The organism is Devosia sp. Root105, assembly GCF_001424865.1.
Lineage (GTDB): Bacteria > Pseudomonadota > Alphaproteobacteria > Rhizobiales > Devosiaceae > Devosia_A.
The window spans coordinates 268,218-284,347 of sequence record NZ_LMCR01000012.1 but is presented as its reverse complement, the minus strand read 5'-3'; the positions used below and the strand labels follow the sequence as shown (position 1 = coordinate 284,347).

Sequence of the window (16,130 nt, the reverse complement as noted above, 5' to 3'; positions counted from 1 at the left end):
GTGCGGCGGATTCTCCCGCCGGGAGCACACCCGGATGTCGTCGACCACCATCGCCCCGCGCATCTCGCCAGAGCTGCGCGCTGCGATCTATCATTTCACCGTCTTCGGCAGCACCGGGGTAGCGTCCGTCTATCTGGGCATCTGGCTGATCAACCATGGCATCAGCGCCGAGGAGATCGGCATTATCAACGCGGCGCCGCTGGTCGCCATGCTGCTGGTCAACCAGCTGGTGGGGCGCATCGCCGATCGCATGCCGGATTGGCGCGGCGTCATCATCGTGCTGTCGCTGATCGCAGGGCTGGTGCCGATCGGGTTGTTCTTCGTCTCCGGCTTCTGGGGCATTCTCGGTATCTGGATCTTCTCGGTGATGCCGGCCTTCGCGCTGGTGCCCGTCGTCGATGCCGCGACGCTGCGGATGACGCAGCGGCGGGGCACCGACTTCAGCGCCGTGCGCGCCTGGGGCACCGTCGGCTTCATGGTCGCGACGCTCGTCAGCGGCCCGCTGATCGCCTGGCTCGGCGACGGCGCATTCGTTCCGGTCTTCGTCGCCTTCGCGCTGCTGCGCGCCGTGCTGGCGTTCCAGCTGCCGCAGTTCCGTTCCGGCGAGGATCGCGCCGCCTTGAGGAAGGGCGCCCGCCATCTGCGCGATGTGTTGAAGCCGTGGTTCGTGATGGGGCTGCTTGGCCTCAGCATCCTCTACTCGACCCATAGCGCGATGACTGCCTTCGCCGCGATCCTGTGGACCGAGCAGGGCATTTCACCCGGGCTGATCGGGCCGCTCACCGCCACCATGGCCGCTGCCGAAGCGGTGATGATGTTCGTCTGGAGCCGCCTGAAGCTCAGGGTTTCGGCCCGCCATATCATCATCTTCGCCTGTCTGGTCGCCGCATTGCGCTGGACCGCCATGGCGTTCTCACCGCCAGTCTGGGTGCTGTTCGGGCTGCAGCTTTTGCACTCCATCACCTTCGCCATGGGGTACCTCGGCGGCATCTACTTCATCGCCAACTGGACCAGCGACGACATTGCCGCCGAGGCGCAGGGTTTCTCCTATGTGCTGCAGCAGGCCATGTCGGTGGTGATCATCCTCGCCATGGGTTGGTTCGTGGCCGCCTTTGGTCCAATGGCGTGGTTGTTCGTCGCGGCCTATGCCGTTCTCGGAGCGCTTTGCGTGGTGCTCTCGCTGAAGCTGCAGCCCCCATCCGCGCACCCGATCACGTCGGACCAGCTGACCGTAGCCGATCCGGCCCCCTGAGGTTTGATATGCCTGCCAAATCGGCCAAAGAGCCGTTCATTACGCCGGAGCTGCGCGCCACGGCGTTCTACTTTTCGATCTACATGGCAGGGGCAGCGTTCAACGTTTATGGCGGCATCTGGTTTGCCGACAAGGGGCTGAGCTCCGAGCAGATCGGCATCATCAACGCCGTACCGGTGCTGGTGACGCTGCTGCTCAACATCGTCGTCGGCCGCGTCGCCGACAAGGCGTCAGATTGGCGGCAGGTGATCGTGCTCGGCTGCGGGCTCGGCGCACTGATCCCGATCGGCCTGTTTTATGTCCACGATTTCTGGGGCATCCTGATCATCTGGACGCTGGCGCTCCTCCCCATCAACGTCATCGGCCCGGTCGTCGATGCCGCCACAATGCGGATGACGCGACGGCGCGGCACGCAATACGGCTCGATCCGCGCCTGGGGCACTGTCGGCTATATGGTGACGCTGTTCGCCGTCGGCTGGGTCATCAGCCAGTTCGGCGGCGGCATCTTCCTGCCGATGTTCGTCGGGCTCTCGATCCTTCGTGGCCTCGTCGCCTTCGGGCTGCCGCGCTTCCGCGCCGGCGAGGGCGAATTGAAGCCGCCGGTGACCGGCGCCACTCATCTCGGCGCGGTGATGAAGCCGTTCTTCCTGTTGCCGCTGGTCGGCTTCTCGATGGTCTACGCTACCCACATCGTGCTCAACGCCTTCCAGGCCCTGCTGTGGATGGAGCAGGGGCTGTCGGCCGACATGATCGCGCCGCTGCTGGCGCTGGCGGCTTTCGCCGAGGCGGCGATCATGTTCCTGTTCGGCCGGATCGCTCGCCGCTTCTCGGCCCGCAGCCTGATCCTGCTCTCGGCTGCCACGGCGGTGTTCCGCTGGATCTGCATGGGCTTCCAGCCCGGTCTCGAGTTCCTGATCCCACTGCAGCTGCTGCACGCCTTCACCTTTGCCCTGGGCTTCATGGGCTGCGTCAACTTCATCGCCAACTGGACCAGCGACGAGATCGCCGCCGAGGCGCAGGGCTTTTTCCAGATGCTGCAGCAGGCCATGAGCGTCATCGCGCTGATCGCCTTCGGCTGGCTCACCGGCCTGATGGGCGCCCAGGCCTACTTTGTCGCCGCCGCCTTCGCCTTTGTCGGTGCGGTGCTGATCTGGCTGTCGATCACCATGCAAGGCCCCAAGCGCCCGGCCGAAGCCCGGCTGGGCTAGCAAAGCCGGCGCCGCGCTCTATCTCTCCTGGGTAACTCCAGGAGAGATAGATGAACGCTGCGCCCAAACCCTATCAGCCGATCAACTTCGCCCAGAAATACGAGCTTTTCGCCGAGCAGTGGCAGCCCAAGGTGGTGGCCGAACTGAACGACTACCAGTTCAAGCTGGTGCGCATCGAGGGCGACTTCGTCTGGCATGACCACCCCGATACCGACGAGGCCTTCATCGTGCTCGAGGGCGAGCTGCGCATCGATTTCCGCGATGGCGCGGTGACGGTGAAGCCGGGCGAGATGTTTGTGGTCAAGCAAGGCGTCGAGCACAAGCCCTATGCGGCTGGCGAAGTGAAGATGATGCTGATCGAGCCGCGCGGCGTCACCAACACCGGGTCGGCGCCGGGCGAACGCACGGCACAGAACGACGTCTGGATATGACTGAAAAGAAAAGGGCCCGCGGTGTCCCGCGGGCCCCAGGGGAGGTATCGTGCGCGTCAGCCGAGGCGGCCGCTGGCATGGGCCAGCATGGTGTAGACGCGGCCGCGATCGCTGAGCAGGTACTCGCGGGTTTCGCCGGCCGGGTTTGACCCGGTGGCGGCACGCTTCAGCAACTGCTCGAACTCGGCCATGTAAGTGGCTGACGTCTTGGCGAAATCGCTGTCACGCTGGATGCGCTTGCGCACTTCGTCATAGGTCGCCTGGCCGCCCAGCGTGTAGATCCGGCGCGAGAACACATTCTGCTCGCCGGCCTGGTAGCGCTGCCATGCGTCGGCCAGCGCCGAGGGCTCCATCGCCTTGGCGATCTCCTCGGTGAGGGTCGAGAGGTTCTGCGGTGCAGCGGCGGGGGCCGGAGCCGGAGCCGGAGCAGCGGGGGCCGGGGCCGGGGCGGCCGCGGCAGCCGACGGACCCGATGCATTGCGCAGCACGTCACGCAGCCAACCGCCACCTTCTTCGGTCTTGGGGGCAGCCGCAGCGGGCTTGGCCTCGGCAACCGGCTGCGGGCGCGGCGCGGTGACCACCGGGGCCGAAACCTCCGGCATCGCCGTGTAGCGCTGTTGCGCGCGGGTCGGCTCGGTCTTCGGCGGTTCGGCGGCGCGCACCGGCTCCGGACGGACCGGTTCCGGACGCGGCTCGGGCCGCGACGGGGCTTCGTCGCGTGCCGGACGGCTCGGCGACGGACGACGCTCGTTGAGGTCGTGAGTTGCCGGCTGGGCGCGGACGATGGCGTTGAGCTCGGCCAGGGCCTCGATCTGCTCGGCCACGACACGACGCATCGCGGCAGCGCTGGACTTGGTCTCTTCGGGCAGTTCCATCACGCCACGCGCCAGTTCGGAGCGGGTGTTCTCGAGTTCCGAGCCTACTTCCTTGGCGGTGGCGCGCATCGCGGTCGCCGTCTCGTTGAAGCGCTGTGTCGCGGCCTCGAGGGCCTGCTGCATCTCGAGGATCATCGTTGCCTGGGTCTGGCGCAGGGCATCGGCGGCACGCTGGCTCTCGTTCGCCGCGGTGTCGGTGAACGAGCCGAGCTGGGTCGCGACGCGGTGCGAAGTGCCGTCCAGCGCTTCCTCGAGCAGGTTGGTGCTCTTGCTGAGCACCGACTGCATCTCGGACGTGGCGCTGGCGAGCGCGCTCTGCACCTTGTCGGTGGTGCCGGTGAGGGCCTGCTCCAGCTGACCGGTGGTCTCGCCCAGGGCGGTCTGCACCCGCTCGGCCGTGCTGCTCATTACCGATTCGAGCTGGCTGGTGGTCTCACCCAGCGCGTTATGCACCTTCTCGGCAGTGCTGTTCATCACCGACTCGAGCTGGCTGGTGGTGTTGCCCAAGGCGTTCTGCACCTTCTCGGCCGTGCTGGTGAGCACGGATTCGAGCTGGCCGGTGGTTTCGCCCAGGGCGGCCTGCACGGTCTCGGCGGTGCTGGTCAGCACGCTGTGCAGCTGGCCGGTGGTGTCGGCGAGAGCTGCGTTGATGGTGCCCGAGGTCGCTTCCAGCGTCTCGGCGACGCCGGACGTGGTCGAGGCCAGGAGCTGCTCCATCGACTCGCGGGCGGCGACCAGGCGCTGCTCGGTCTCTTCGACGGTGTCGGAGATCGAGTGGGCAAAGCCGCGCATGCGGGTGTCGATCTCGTCGGCGCGGGCGGTGAAGGCCTGCGCCAGCTCGTCCATGGCCGAGCGACGCTCGTCGAGGTTGGCAAGGGTCAGGGTGCCCGAAGCCGAGAGGTTGTGCGCCGCGCTGTCGAGGCTCTTGGCCTCGGCGTCGAGGTTGCCGAGCATCGAGCCGAACTCGTTGACCATCGAGGCGATCGAGGCCTGCAGCGCGCCCACATGCTCGGTGACGAGGCGCCCGGCTTCTTCGGTCGAGCCGATCGCCTCGCGCACCGTGGTTGAGTAGGTGGCGGTCTGCTGGGCCACCGAGTTCTCGAGGTTGGCGAGGTTCGCCGTCGAGGCGTCGAGCACCTTCTGCAGCAGCATGTTGGAGTCGTTGAGCTTGCCCAGCGCCGTCGTCACATCGGTGAGGATGCGCGAGGTCGACTGGTTCATCAGGTCTTCGGCCTGCGAGGCGTTGGTGATCAGCGCCTGTGCCAGCACGTTGCCGTGGTTCTGCAGGCTCATCTCGAGCTGCGCCGAGCTGTCGGAGACCAGCGCCGAGAAGGCGTCGGTCTTTTCCGACACCACGCGGTTGATCTCGGCGACCTTGCCGCCGATGGCGTCGGCAGCGGCCACCGCCTTGATCGAGATCAGCTCGTCGATATTGCTCGACGCCTGCTGGAACTGGGCGAGGGCGCGGCCCACCGCTACGTCCATGCGGTCGGCGGTCGTGGTGACATCGTCGGCGATGCCTTGCGTCGCCGAAACGATGCGGCGGGAGATGGTCTCCTCGATACGATCGGCGCCGGCCTCGAGGTCGGTCATCGATTGCACCAGGGCGGTGTTGATCGCGGTATTGAGCGAAGCCAGCCGCTCGGCCGTGATGTCGGCGCGGGCGGTGATCGCCTCGGGCAGGGTGCCCAGGCGCTGGTCCACCATGTCGGTGATGGCCTTGCGGGCCGAGTTGACGCCGGTCTCGATGATGTCGGCGGCCTTGCGGGCGCTCTCGCCCACCGTGCTGGCCGCACCTTCGATGCGGGCATTCACGCCGGCTTCGGCGTCGGCCATGCGGAGGATCGCGCTGTCGATGCCGCGGCCAAGGCCTTCGCTGACTTCCGAGACCTTGGTTTCGATCAGCGTCGAGACGGCGCCGGCGCGTTCCGACATCACCTCGGTGACGTTGCGCAGGCTCGCATCGATCCGGTCGCGGGCCGTGGTGCCCTGCGCGTCGATCGTGCGGGCCAGCTCGCTGGTGCGCTCGCCGATCGCCGCGGCGATGCCGACGGTGTGGCTGCCGAGCGTTTCGGCCAGCTGCTGGGTGCGGGTGTTGAGCGCCTCGGCAAGCTCCGCCGAACGGGTCGACACCGTCGACGCCAGCGCCTGGGTGCGCTGGTCGAGGCTGTCGCCGATCTGGCTGGCGTGCTGCTGCAGCGTCCTGTCGATGGCCTGGCTGCGGCGGTCGAGACTGTCGCCGATCTGGGTCGCGTGCTGCAGCAAAGTTGTGTCGAGCGCGGCAGTCCGCTGGTCGAGGCTGTCACCGAGCTGCTGAGCGTGCTGCAGCATGGCGGCGTCGAGTGTCGAGGTCCGCTGGTCGAGGCTGTCGCCGATCTGCTGCGCATGCTGCTGCAGCGCCAGGTCGATGGCCTGGGTGCGGGTGGCGACCGACTGGTCGAGCGCCTGCGTGCGGCTGGCCACGGCCTGGTCGAGCTCCTTGGCGCGGCCGGTCAGCACGTTGTCGAACTGCTCGACGCGCGAACCGAGCGCCAGGTCGATCGCCTGGGCGTGGGTGATGATGTTGGTGTCCATGGCGCGGGCATGCCCGGCAATGGTCACGTCGAACGCCTTGACGTGCTCGTCGAGCGCCGCGCTCAGCTCGCCATGGCGGCTGCTCAGCGTCTCGCCGAGGAGCTGGGTGCGGCTGTCCAGCGCATCGGCGATGATCTGCGTATGGCCTTCGAGCGAGTCCGAGATTTCCTGCGACCGGTTGGCGATTGCTTCGGTGATCTGCTTGGTGCGCTGGCCGAGCGTTTCGGTCATTTCACGGGTGCGCTGCGAGACGATCTCGTTGAAGTGCTCGGACTTCTCATCGAGCGCCATCTCCAGCACGTTGGCGCGTGCGGCAAAGCTCGCATTGTTCTTGTCGAGCGCCGCGATCAGCTTGTCGCCCTTGTCGCCGATGACGCCATCGAGGCTGGCGAGGCGGTTGTCGATGACCACCGCGATCTCGTCGAGGCGGGCGTCGAACTGCGCGAGGTTCTGCGAACCGGCGCCGGTCAGGGTGACGCGAGCCCGTTCGGTGGTGTCGTCGAGGGCGCCGGAAAGCTCGATCATCGCCGACTGCAGGCGCGACTCCATCGAGTTGACCTGGATCTGCACCTGCTCGTCGAGCTGATGCGACAGGCCCGACAGCAGCTGCTCGGCTTCCCGGGCGCGGCCGGTGATATCGGACGCGATGCGGGTGCCGATCATATCGAGGGCGCTCGACACTTCATGGCCGCGGTCGCGCAACTGGTCGAGCAGGGTAATGCCGCCCTGGCTCAGGAGCTTGGCCAGCGACGAGGTGCGGTTGTCGATGGCGTCCGAGAGGGTCACGGCACGGCTGTCGAGCGCTTCGGTCAGCGACTGCATGCGGCCGTCGATCACCGCGCTCAGTTCCTGCGTGCGGTTTTCGAAGGCGCCCGAGATAGTGCCGGCGCGGTCTTCGAGCGTGATGTTGAGGCGCGAGGCGCTGTCGTCGAGGGCGACCAGCAGGTGGCTGGTGCGCTGGTCGATCAGCGACACAAAGCTCTCGGTGCGCTCGCCGAACGCGCCGTTCAGCGAGTTACCGGCAGTTTCGAGCGCCTTGGTCAGGTTGCCACCAGATTCGACGATGGTGCCGGCGATGCGCTGCGAGATCATGTCGAGGTCGAACACGAGGCCGGTATGGCTTTCGGTGATCGCTTCGCGCACGCGTTCGGTATTGGTGATGACAGCTTCGCGCTGGCTGGCCAGTTCCTGGATCAGCGCGCGCATACGGGATTCATTGTCGGAATAGGTACGCTCGAGCGCCGTGACCTCGTTGTGGATCATCACTTCGAGCTCGCCGGCGCGCGACAGGGCGCGCTCGAGGCCATCGCCCAGCGCGTTCACTTCGCGGCGCACGGCCTGACCGACCGAGGCGACCTTCTCCGATGCGGTGGTCTCCGGCTCGGCGAGGCGGATCGCCGCCTGCGTCACCGCGGCGGCGGCGTTGCGCAGGTCCTGCGCCCGGCGGATCAGCGTCGCGATGGCGAAGATGCCGATCACCGGCACGATGGCGAGCGCCAACAGGCCGATGAAATCGTTCGAACCCCAGAAGGAGGCATTGCCCATGTCGGCGCCGTTGCGGATCATCGCCACCAGCGCGATCGCCACCACCCAGCCGAGCGCCACCAGCCCGGCCACCATGGTCGGCGCGCCGGACGATTTCGACTGCAGGCCGTAGAGAATTTTGGAAGAGGGGAAGCGGTCGTCATTGGCGACCGAACCGGTCTGCGCCGCGAACTTGTCGGCGGTGCGCTGACGTTCCGAGCGCGGCGAGTTATCGCGCGGCGGCAGCTTGGGCGCGGCCTTTTCGGCCGGCGGCTCTTCCGCTGCTGCGGGCTGGTCAAGGTTGGCGAAAACCGAGTCCTTGAGCGCGTCCTCGACTGCCGAGAATGCCAGAGTTGCAGGATCGTTCTGGGGTGTTGCGGTCTTTTTGGCCATAACTCTTTACAACTCTCGCATCGGCACTTGGCGGTCGATCAGAGCCTGCATTGGACCACCCCGGGGGTTCCGGTTAGTCGTCCAAATTGGGTAAAATGCGATTCAAATGCCCCGCAATCTGCCCTATGCCCCACGCCGCCGCACGCTAGGTGGACCTCAAACATACATACAATTTGAGGCAAACCGAGCGCATTCTTAATGGAAGGTTAATTTCGGGTCGGAATGCGGCCGGTTAAGGGCATAGGTAAGATTGTACCCATTCGTTTTGGCTGCCCTTCACCCGGTCTCGCTAGCTTCCTGCCATAGCCCAGGTCCGGGCGGTAGGAAGGGTTGCGGGGATGGTTAGGAATATTGCAGTCGAAGCCGGGGCAGGGTCAGCCTCCCGGGACCTTTCCCATGCTCCCATCGACATGGATCACCTCGATCAGCAGTCGCTCGGCGATCCGGGGCTGCGCGATGAAGTGCTCCGGCTCTATGCCCAGATGTCGGGCGTCTATCTCACGCGCATCGAGAAAAGCACCTCGATCCCGCTGCTGCTTGAGCACCTGCATACGCTGAAAAGCGCTGCCGCCGGCATTGGCGCCTGGGGTGTCCGCGATCTCGCCAGGCGCGCCGAAGATGCGCTGCGGGCCGGCGAGCCGGTCAATCCCGAGCATATCCAGGACATTGCCGCGGCCGTCGCCGACTGCCAGGCCTTCATCACCGAACTGCTCAGCGCCGAAGAGTGAGCGCGTCGCATGAGCGTGCGCCGTTTGGCGCGCTTGCGAGGCGGGGGCTGCACCGCTATATGCGGCTGACCCTGTCGAGCGAAGTTACATGCCCCACATCACCTATATCGAATCCGACGGCACGCGGCACGAGACCGAGGGCGAAGTCGGTTCGACCGTGATGGAAACCGCCATCATGAACGGCGTCCCCGGCATCGTTGCCGAATGCGGCGGCGCCTGCACCTGCGCCACCTGCCACGTTTATGTCGATGACGCCTGGACCGAGACGGTTGGCGGCCCCTCGATGATGGAAGAGGACATGCTGGATTTCGCCTATGCGGTTAAGCCGACCAGCCGCCTCAGCTGCCAGATCAAGGTCAAGGACGCCCTCGACGGGCTGGTCGTCCACGTGCCGGAGCGGCAGGGCTGATCTTGAGTTGGACCATGTGATGGTCTAAATAGATGGTCCATCTAGTTGGTCCAGGATAGCTCATCATGGATGTTTCTGTAAGCGCTGCGAAGGGGCAACTGACAGACCTCGTCAAACGTGCCGAGGCGGGTGAGACCGTGCTCCTGACCCGTCGCGGCGAAGTTGTGGCGCGCATCGTGCCAGCCAGTTCACGCAGAACGACACCGCGGTTCCGGATGGAGACGATCGACGAGATCGTGAGATCGGCGAAAGAGAAGCTGAAGGCCCAGGCGGCCGTCTCTTCCGCCGACGATATCTACGACGAGTTCGGCGCCCCTAAGTGATTGTCGTCGACACGTCGGCACTGATGGCGATCCTGCGGGATGAGCCGATGAAGATGCCCTGCCTCAAGGTGCTGCAATACGAGCCTGACGTCTACGTTTCCGCAGGCACGCTGATCGAAGCCACGATCGTATCGCATGGCAAGCAGCTTGGAGCCGAGATGACCGCTTTGCTCGAGGAAGTGCGCCCGATCGTGATGGATGTCACGGAGGAAACCGTGCTCATCGCTCGCGAGGGTTACCTGCAGTGGGGCAAGGGAGTTCATCCGGTGGGTCTGAACTTCGGCGACTGCTTCTCGTATGCACTGGCAAAGCAGTTGGATTGCCCCTTGCTCTACATCGGCGATGACTTCGGTCAGACCGATATCCGGAGCGCCGTTTGACGCCTGGCCAGTGTCACCATTCCACCATCAGGGCGGTGCATGGATTCATTTCGCGGCTGCTCTCGTCCCGCCTCAACGCAATTCTAATCCATACCTGCTACGGGAAACATTAAAGCTATTGAATTTCAATAGCTTGTTCCAAAGTCTCGAAGTCAGTATGTATCCGGCTTCGGAAAGGCCGTGAATGGGTGAACTGAACACATTCCCCGTCAGCTACAAAGTCCAGGGTCAGCGCATCGTCATCATCGGCGGTGGAGAAGAAGCCCTCAACAAAGCCCGATTGGTTACTAAGACGACTGCTTTGGTCGTCATTATCTCCCGCAACATCGAAGCCGATTTCTCCCAACTGCCGGTCACCGTGCTGGCGCGTCCGTTCGAGGATGCCGATCTCGTTGATGCGGCACTGGTTTTCGTTGCCGACCACGGCCCGGACGGCGATGCCGCCAAGCGTGCGGCGCGGGCCCGGCGTATTCCGCTGAACGTCGTCGATGTCCCCGAAGAGTGCGATTTCTACACCCCGTCGATCATCGACCGGGCGCCGGTGACCATTGCGGTCGCCACCGAAGGCGATGCACCCGTGCTGGCCCGGCTGATCCGGGCGCGGATCGAAGCGGCGCTGTCGCCGAACCTTGGCGCCCTGGCCAAGCTGGCCGGTTCGATGCGCGACAAGGTTGCGGCGCTGCTGCCGGGCACGCGCGCCCGCCGTTACTACGAAGAGCTGGTCACCTCTCCCGAGGTAGAAGTGGCGCTGCTGCGCGGGCAAGGTGACGCGAAGGCCGAAAGCCTCCTGGTCCAGCATGGCGCCGAGGGCGACAGCCCGGGCGTCGTCTGGCTGATCGGCGCCGGTCCCGGCGCCGAGGATCTGCTGACCCTGCGCGCCCAGCGCCTGCTGCAGGAAGCCGACGTGATCGTTCACGATCACCTGGTCCCCGCGGCTGCCGTCGAGATGGGGCGGCGCGATGCCGAACGCATCCTCGTGGGCAAGCAGAAGGGCCATCACTCCTTCACCCAGGCCGAGATCAACGCGCTGATCGTGCGGCTGGGCAAAGCCGGCAAGCGCGTGGCCCGCCTCAAGGGCGGCGACCCGATGGTGTTCGGCCGCGCCGGCGAAGAGATCGATGCGCTGAAGGCCGCGGGCATCGCCTACCACATCGTGCCCGGCGTCACTTCGGCGCTGGCGGCAGCCGCCGATACGGCGACCCCGGTGACGCTGCGCAAGATTTCGACCGGCTTCGTACTCGCCACGGCGCATGGCGCCGAGTCCGAGGAACTGAAGCACTGGGCGGCGCTGGCCTCGACCGGGCTGACCTTGGCGCTCTACATGGGAAAGTCCGTCGCCGGGCCGACAGCCCAGCGGCTGATCGCCGAAGGCGCCGCGGCGACCATCCCGGTCGGCGTGGTGGTCAGGGCAGGGCGCAAGGACCGCGTGCTCTATCGCGGCACGCTTGGCACACTCGCCTCGGGCACGATCGAGCTCGAGGACGGGCCGGCAATCATTTTCGTGGGCGAAGCGATCGCTCATGGCGACTGGAGCGAGGCAATCGAACTCGCCAGCTCCGAATTCAAGGTGGCGTAAGTGAGCATGGAAATCCTCACCGGCAATGAGCTGATGAGCGGGGCGACGGTCTATCTCGATCGCGCCGGCAAATGGGTTGAAGAGCTGCAGGAGGCTCGCGTCTTCCTCAAGGAAGAGGCGGAGGCCAAGGAAGCCGCGCTGGCCGCAACCAAGAAGACGCTGCGCGTCGTCAGTCTCGAGGTCGAGACCGTGACGCTGCGCGACGGGGTGATCCACCCCGACCGTATCCGCGAACGCATCCGCGCGGAGGGCCCGACCGCCCCGCGCTTCGAGCGCCAGCATCTCGACGAGGATGGCCATGTATCGATATGACGAGTTCGACGCCGCGTTCGTGAAGGAACGCACGGCGCAGTTTTCCGACCAGGTGGCCCGCCGTCTTACCGGTGAGCTCAACGAGGACCAGTTCCGGCCGCTCAGGTTGATGAACGGGCTCTACCTGCAATTGCACGCTTACATGCTCCGCATCGCCGTGCCCTACGGCACGATGAGCTCGAAGCAGCTGCGCATGCTGGCGCGGATCGCCCGCGACTACGACCGCGGCTACGGCCATTTCACCACGCGACAGAATATCCAGTTCAACTGGCCGAAGCTGCGCGACATCCCGAAGATCCTCGCCGACCTGGCCTCGGTCGAGATGCACGCCATCCAGACCTCGGGCAACTGCATCCGCAACATCACCACCGACCAGTTTGCCGGCGCCACTGCCGACGAAATCATCGATCCGCGTCCGGTCGCCGAGATCCTGCGCCAATGGTCGAGCCTCCATCCGGAGTTCTCGTATCTGCCGCGCAAGTTCAAGATCGCCATGACCGGCTCGACCAACGATCGCGCTGCCATCCGCTTCCACGATATCGGGCTGCAGGCGGCGACCAACGCGCTGGGCGAAATCGGTTGGGAAGTGTGGGTCGGCGGCGGTCTTGGCCGCACCCCGATGATCGGCAAGCAGATCAGCCCCTTCGTGCCGCACGAACACCTGCTCGCCTATCTCGAGAGCATCCTGCGCGTCTACAACCGCTACGGTCGCCGCGACAACAAGTACAAGGCGCGCATCAAGATCCTGGTGCACGAGACCGGCATCGACACCATTCGCGAGCAGGTCGAGGAGGAGTTCGCCCATGTGAAGGGCGGCGTGCTGACCCTGCCGCAGCAGGAGCTCGACCGGATCACCAAATACTTCGCCCAGCCCGATTACGAGCTGGTCAACGAGACCACAGTGGATGTGGCGAAGGAAAAGATCCTCAACCCGCCCTATGGTCGCTGGCTCGAGCGTAACCTCAACGCGCACCGGCAGCCGGGCTATGTGTCGGTCACCATCTCGCTGAAGCCGACCGGCGGCGCGCCGGGCGACGCCACCGACAAGCAGATGGAGGTCGTCGCTGACCTTGCCGAGCGTTACTCGTTCGACGAACTGCGCGTCAGCCATGAGCAGAACCTGGTGCTGCCGCATGTCCGAGTCACCGACCTGCCGGCCGTTTACGCTAAGCTGGTCGAGCACGAGCTGGCCGAAGGCAATGCCGGGCAGATCACCGACATCATCTGCTGCCCGGGTCTCGACTTCTGCGCGCTGGCTAATGCCCGCTCGATCCCGCTGGCGCAGGAGCTCAGCCGCAAGTTCGCCTCGCCCGAGCGCCAGGCCGAGATCGGCGACCTGAAGATCAAGATCTCGGGCTGCATCAATGCGTGCGGCCACCACCATGTCGGCCATATCGGCATTCTGGGGGTCGAGAAGAAGGGCACCGAGCTCTACCAGATTACCGTCGGCGGCGACGCCACGGAGAATGCCGCGATCGGCAACATCCTCGGCCACGGCTTCGTGGTCGAAGACGTGCCTGCTGCCATCGAGCGGCTGGTCGACCTGTATATTTCGAAGCGCGAGAGCGCCGACGAGTCGTTCATCGCTGCCTACCGGCGGCTGGGCGACGCGCCGTTCAAGGAGGCGCTGTACGGCAATGCCTGAGTTGAGACCCCTTTGGCCCGACGCCGAGGAGCGCGGCAATGCTTGATCTTGCCACAGCCCCGGGCGTTCGCGCCCACAAGCCGGACAAGCTGCGCGAACTCGGCATCATGTCGCTCAACGGCATGTTCGATGAGATGGATGGCGTGGCCGTGCTGCGCCAGGCGGTCGAGGAGCTGCTAGTCGACGATGTCGCCATCGTTTCATCGTTCGGCGCCGATTCCTCGGTGCTGCTGCACATGGTCTCCGAGGTGAACAAGGACCTGCCGGTCTATTTCCTCGAGACCGGCAAACACTTCCCCGAGACGCTCGACTATGTCGAAACGCTGAAGCGGCAGCTCGGCCTCACCAACGTCATCGCGCTCCATCCGGATGCAAAGGATATCGAGCGCTTCGATCCCAAGGGCGACCTGTGGGAGACCGATCCGGATTCGTGCTGCCATATCAGGAAGACCGAGCCGCTCGATGCCACGGTTTCCGGTTTTGGCGGCTGGGTTACCGGCCGCAAGCGCTTCCAGACGGCCGAGCGTGGCGTGCTGCCGCATTTCGAGCTGACCAGCGACGACCGCATCAAGGTCAACCCGCTGGCCTATTTCTCCGATGCCGATATCACGACCTACAAGCTCAAGTATGGGTTGCCCGAGCACCCGCTCTACAATAAGGGCTACAAGTCGATCGGTTGTGCGCCGTGCACGAGCGTGGTGGCCGAAGGCGAAGATCCGCGTGCCGGCCGCTGGCGCGGACTGAACAAGAAAGAGTGCGGCATCCATTTCGATTTCAACGGAGCCATCGCCAAACCCATGGCCGCTCAGGAATTGGACCTTTTCAAAGACGGCGCTTTCATCGCCGACCCGTTCCGCGCCTGGGCGGAAGGCGATGACGCGGCCAGCGTGCGCTACACGCACATCCCGCTGCCGGTGTTCCTCGAGCACCGCGAAGCCGTGCTGGCCAACCCGCATCCGGTCGGGCTGCTGGTTTCGCCGGGCGACAATGTCGAACTGGTGCAGGGCGATCTCGATCGCTTCAGCTCCATCGCCATCAACTTCCCCGCCTTCGGCGATGGTCGCGGTTACTCTTCCGCGAGGCTGATCGCCGAGCGTTACGGCTACAAGGGCGAACTGCGCGCCGTGGGCGATGTGCTGCACGACCAGATCTCGCACATGCGCCGCTGCGGCATGAACGCCTTTGTGGTCAAGCACGAGCCGACCAGGAAGGCGCTCGAAGAGGGTAAGCTCGCAACGGTCGATCTGTTCTACCAGCCGGTCGGCTTGACCGAGGTGCCGGTGGGCACCCGTCCGTTCCTGCGCCGCGCGCTCGAGAACGCCTGATCGAAGTTTCACGGCCGCCCCCGCTATCGGCGGGGGCAGTCGTTTCGCCGCGCCTAGCGTGACAGGCTGCGCACCATCCTGAGAACTGGAAGGCCGGAGCGGCCTTCAGCCAAACGAGAAGCGAATGTCGAACGAAATCGTCACGGATGTGGTCATCATCGGCGCCGGTCCTGTGGGCCTTTTTGCCGTATTCGAGCTGGGTCTGCTCGATGTCAAATGCCACCTCATCGATATTCTCGACCGCCCGGGCGGGCAGTGCGCCGAGCTCTATCCGGAAAAGCCGATCTACGACATTCCGGGATTCCCGATGGTCACGGGGCAGGGCCTCACCGACAACCTGATGCAGCAGATCGCGCCCTTCGGGCCCGAGTTCCATTTCAGCCGCATGGTCACCAAGCTGGAAAAGCTCGAGGACGGCACGTTCCGCCTCGAGACCGATGCCGACGAAGTGTTCCTGTGCAAGGTGGTGGTGGTTGCCGCCGGTGGTGGCTCGTTCCAGCCCAAGCGCCCGCCGGTCGAAGGCATCGAGCAGTACGAGAACAAGTCGGTGTTCTACGCTGTCCGCAAGATGGACGATTTCCGCGACCAGGACGTGGTGATCGTCGGGGGCGGTGACTCGGCGCTCGACTGGACGCTGAACCTGCAGCCGATCGTGCGCTCGCTGACGCTGGTGCACCGTCGCGACGCCTTCAAGGCGGCGCCGGCTTCGGTCAACAAGATGAAAGAGCTGGTCATGGAGGGGAAGATCAACTTCCTCATGGGCCAGATCGGTAAGCTCGATGGCAAGGACGGCCAGATCGACCACGTCCACATCGCCATGGATTCGGGTGATACGCCGCTGCCGGCGACGCGCCTCCTGCCGTTCTTCGGCCTCACCATGAAGCTCGGCCCGGTTGCCGACTGGGGCCTCGAGCTCAACGACAACCTGATCACCGTCGATACCGCGAAGTTCGAGAGCTCGGTCCCCGGCATCTTCGCCATCGGCGACATCAACCACTACCCCGGCAAGCTCAAGCTCATCCTCTCGGGCTTCCACGAAGCCGCCCTGATGGCGCAGGCCGCCAAGGCCGTGGTGTCGCCGGGCGAACGCGTGGTGTTCCAGTACACCACCAGTTCGACCAAGCTGCAGAAGAAGCTCGGCGTCGTCTGACCACCGCCTTGTGTGCGCCATGCCC

General features: G+C 65.2%; 13 protein-coding genes. 12 read left to right on the top strand and 1 reads right to left on the bottom strand.

Annotated elements, in window-relative coordinates:
* Positions 1-34 precede the first annotated feature (34 nt).
* From ASC68_RS10040 to ASC68_RS10030, 3 genes are read left to right on the top strand one after another with little or no spacing between them, the layout of a single operon-like run.
* The gene (locus ASC68_RS10040; protein WP_055878335.1) at positions 35-1,252 is read left to right on the top strand and encodes an MFS transporter; all 1,218 of its coding nucleotides are present in this window, start codon (positions 35-37) and stop codon (positions 1,250-1,252) included.
* 8 nt (positions 1,253-1,260) lie between these two features.
* Positions 1,261-2,460 carry an MFS transporter gene (locus tag ASC68_RS10035; protein WP_055878333.1) on the top strand — a complete coding sequence of 400 codons (1,200 nt, stop codon included), beginning with the start codon at positions 1,261-1,263 and terminating at the stop codon, positions 2,458-2,460.
* A 50-nt stretch (positions 2,461-2,510) separates the two neighbouring features.
* The gene (locus ASC68_RS10030; RefSeq protein WP_055878332.1) at positions 2,511-2,891 is read left to right on the top strand and encodes a cupin domain-containing protein; all 381 of its coding nucleotides are present in this window, start codon (positions 2,511-2,513) and stop codon (positions 2,889-2,891) included.
* Positions 2,892-2,947: 56 nt separating this feature from the next.
* Here ASC68_RS10030 and ASC68_RS10025 read toward each other — a convergent pair whose 3' ends face one another.
* Entirely contained in the window at positions 2,948-8,257 is a 5,310-nt protein-coding gene (locus tag ASC68_RS10025) for a hypothetical protein (RefSeq protein WP_055878330.1), read from the bottom strand.
* A gap of 410 nt (positions 8,258-8,667) precedes the next feature.
* Between ASC68_RS10025 and ASC68_RS10020 the strand changes: the two genes are divergently transcribed.
* The 9 genes from ASC68_RS10020 to ASC68_RS09980 all read left to right on the top strand — a co-directional run bounded on the left by ASC68_RS10020 (position 8,668) and on the right by ASC68_RS09980 (position 16,105).
* Complete coding sequence (locus ASC68_RS10020) at positions 8,668-8,985, top strand: Hpt domain-containing protein (protein WP_055878328.1); 318 nt, start codon at positions 8,668-8,670, stop codon at positions 8,983-8,985.
* 88 nt (positions 8,986-9,073) lie between these two features.
* Positions 9,074-9,394 (top strand): 2Fe-2S iron-sulfur cluster-binding protein, encoded by a 321-nt coding sequence (locus tag ASC68_RS10015; RefSeq protein WP_055878326.1) that lies wholly within the window; start codon positions 9,074-9,076, stop codon positions 9,392-9,394.
* 65 nt (positions 9,395-9,459) lie between these two features.
* On the top strand, positions 9,460-9,717 hold the full coding sequence (locus ASC68_RS10010; RefSeq protein WP_055878324.1) for a type II toxin-antitoxin system prevent-host-death family antitoxin: 258 nt from the start codon (positions 9,460-9,462) through the stop codon (positions 9,715-9,717).
* The gene (locus tag ASC68_RS10005; RefSeq protein ID WP_055878322.1) at positions 9,714-10,097 is read left to right on the top strand and encodes a type II toxin-antitoxin system VapC family toxin; all 384 of its coding nucleotides are present in this window, start codon (positions 9,714-9,716) and stop codon (positions 10,095-10,097) included. Before ASC68_RS10010 ends, ASC68_RS10005 begins: the two co-directional genes overlap by 4 nt.
* 184 nt (positions 10,098-10,281) lie before the next feature.
* Positions 10,282-11,673 carry a siroheme synthase CysG gene (gene cysG / locus ASC68_RS10000; protein ID WP_055878320.1) on the top strand — a complete coding sequence of 464 codons (1,392 nt, stop codon included), beginning with the start codon at positions 10,282-10,284 and terminating at the stop codon, positions 11,671-11,673.
* 6 nt (positions 11,674-11,679) lie between these two features.
* Positions 11,680-11,985: a DUF2849 domain-containing protein gene (locus ASC68_RS09995; RefSeq protein WP_055878318.1), complete on the top strand. Its 306-nt coding sequence runs from the start codon at positions 11,680-11,682 to the stop codon at positions 11,983-11,985.
* Positions 11,972-13,630 (top strand): nitrite/sulfite reductase, encoded by a 1,659-nt coding sequence (locus ASC68_RS09990; protein ID WP_055878317.1) that lies wholly within the window; start codon positions 11,972-11,974, stop codon positions 13,628-13,630. The genes ASC68_RS09995 and ASC68_RS09990 overlap by 14 nt, the downstream gene beginning before the upstream one ends.
* Before the next feature lie 38 nt (positions 13,631-13,668).
* Positions 13,669-14,955 (top strand): phosphoadenylyl-sulfate reductase, encoded by a 1,287-nt coding sequence (locus tag ASC68_RS28285; protein ID WP_082528048.1) that lies wholly within the window; start codon positions 13,669-13,671, stop codon positions 14,953-14,955.
* A gap of 124 nt (positions 14,956-15,079) precedes the next feature.
* Complete coding sequence (locus ASC68_RS09980; protein ID WP_055878314.1) at positions 15,080-16,105, top strand: NAD(P)/FAD-dependent oxidoreductase; 1,026 nt, start codon at positions 15,080-15,082, stop codon at positions 16,103-16,105.
* Positions 16,106-16,130 lie beyond the last annotated feature (25 nt).

Coding starts and splice junctions, on each gene's coding strand:
- ASC68_RS10015 (WP_055878326.1), top strand. CDS start 9,074: ATGCCCCACATCACCTATATCGAATCCGACGGCACGCGGCACGAGACC.
- ASC68_RS09995 (WP_055878318.1), top strand. CDS start 11,680: ATGGAAATCCTCACCGGCAATGAGCTGATGAGCGGGGCGACGGTCTAT.
- ASC68_RS10020 (WP_055878328.1), top strand. CDS start 8,668: ATGGATCACCTCGATCAGCAGTCGCTCGGCGATCCGGGGCTGCGCGAT.
- ASC68_RS10010 (WP_055878324.1), top strand. CDS start 9,460: ATGGATGTTTCTGTAAGCGCTGCGAAGGGGCAACTGACAGACCTCGTC.
- ASC68_RS09980 (WP_055878314.1), top strand. CDS start 15,080: ATGTCGAACGAAATCGTCACGGATGTGGTCATCATCGGCGCCGGTCCT.
- cysG (WP_055878320.1), top strand. CDS start 10,282: ATGGGTGAACTGAACACATTCCCCGTCAGCTACAAAGTCCAGGGTCAG.
- ASC68_RS09990 (WP_055878317.1), top strand. CDS start 11,972: ATGTATCGATATGACGAGTTCGACGCCGCGTTCGTGAAGGAACGCACG.
- ASC68_RS10030 (WP_055878332.1), top strand. CDS start 2,511: ATGAACGCTGCGCCCAAACCCTATCAGCCGATCAACTTCGCCCAGAAA.
- ASC68_RS10025 (WP_055878330.1), bottom strand. CDS start 8,257: ATGGCCAAAAAGACCGCAACACCCCAGAACGATCCTGCAACTCTGGCA.
- ASC68_RS28285 (WP_082528048.1), top strand. CDS start 13,669: ATGCTTGATCTTGCCACAGCCCCGGGCGTTCGCGCCCACAAGCCGGAC.
- ASC68_RS10035 (WP_055878333.1), top strand. CDS start 1,261: ATGCCTGCCAAATCGGCCAAAGAGCCGTTCATTACGCCGGAGCTGCGC.
- ASC68_RS10040 (WP_055878335.1), top strand. CDS start 35: ATGTCGTCGACCACCATCGCCCCGCGCATCTCGCCAGAGCTGCGCGCT.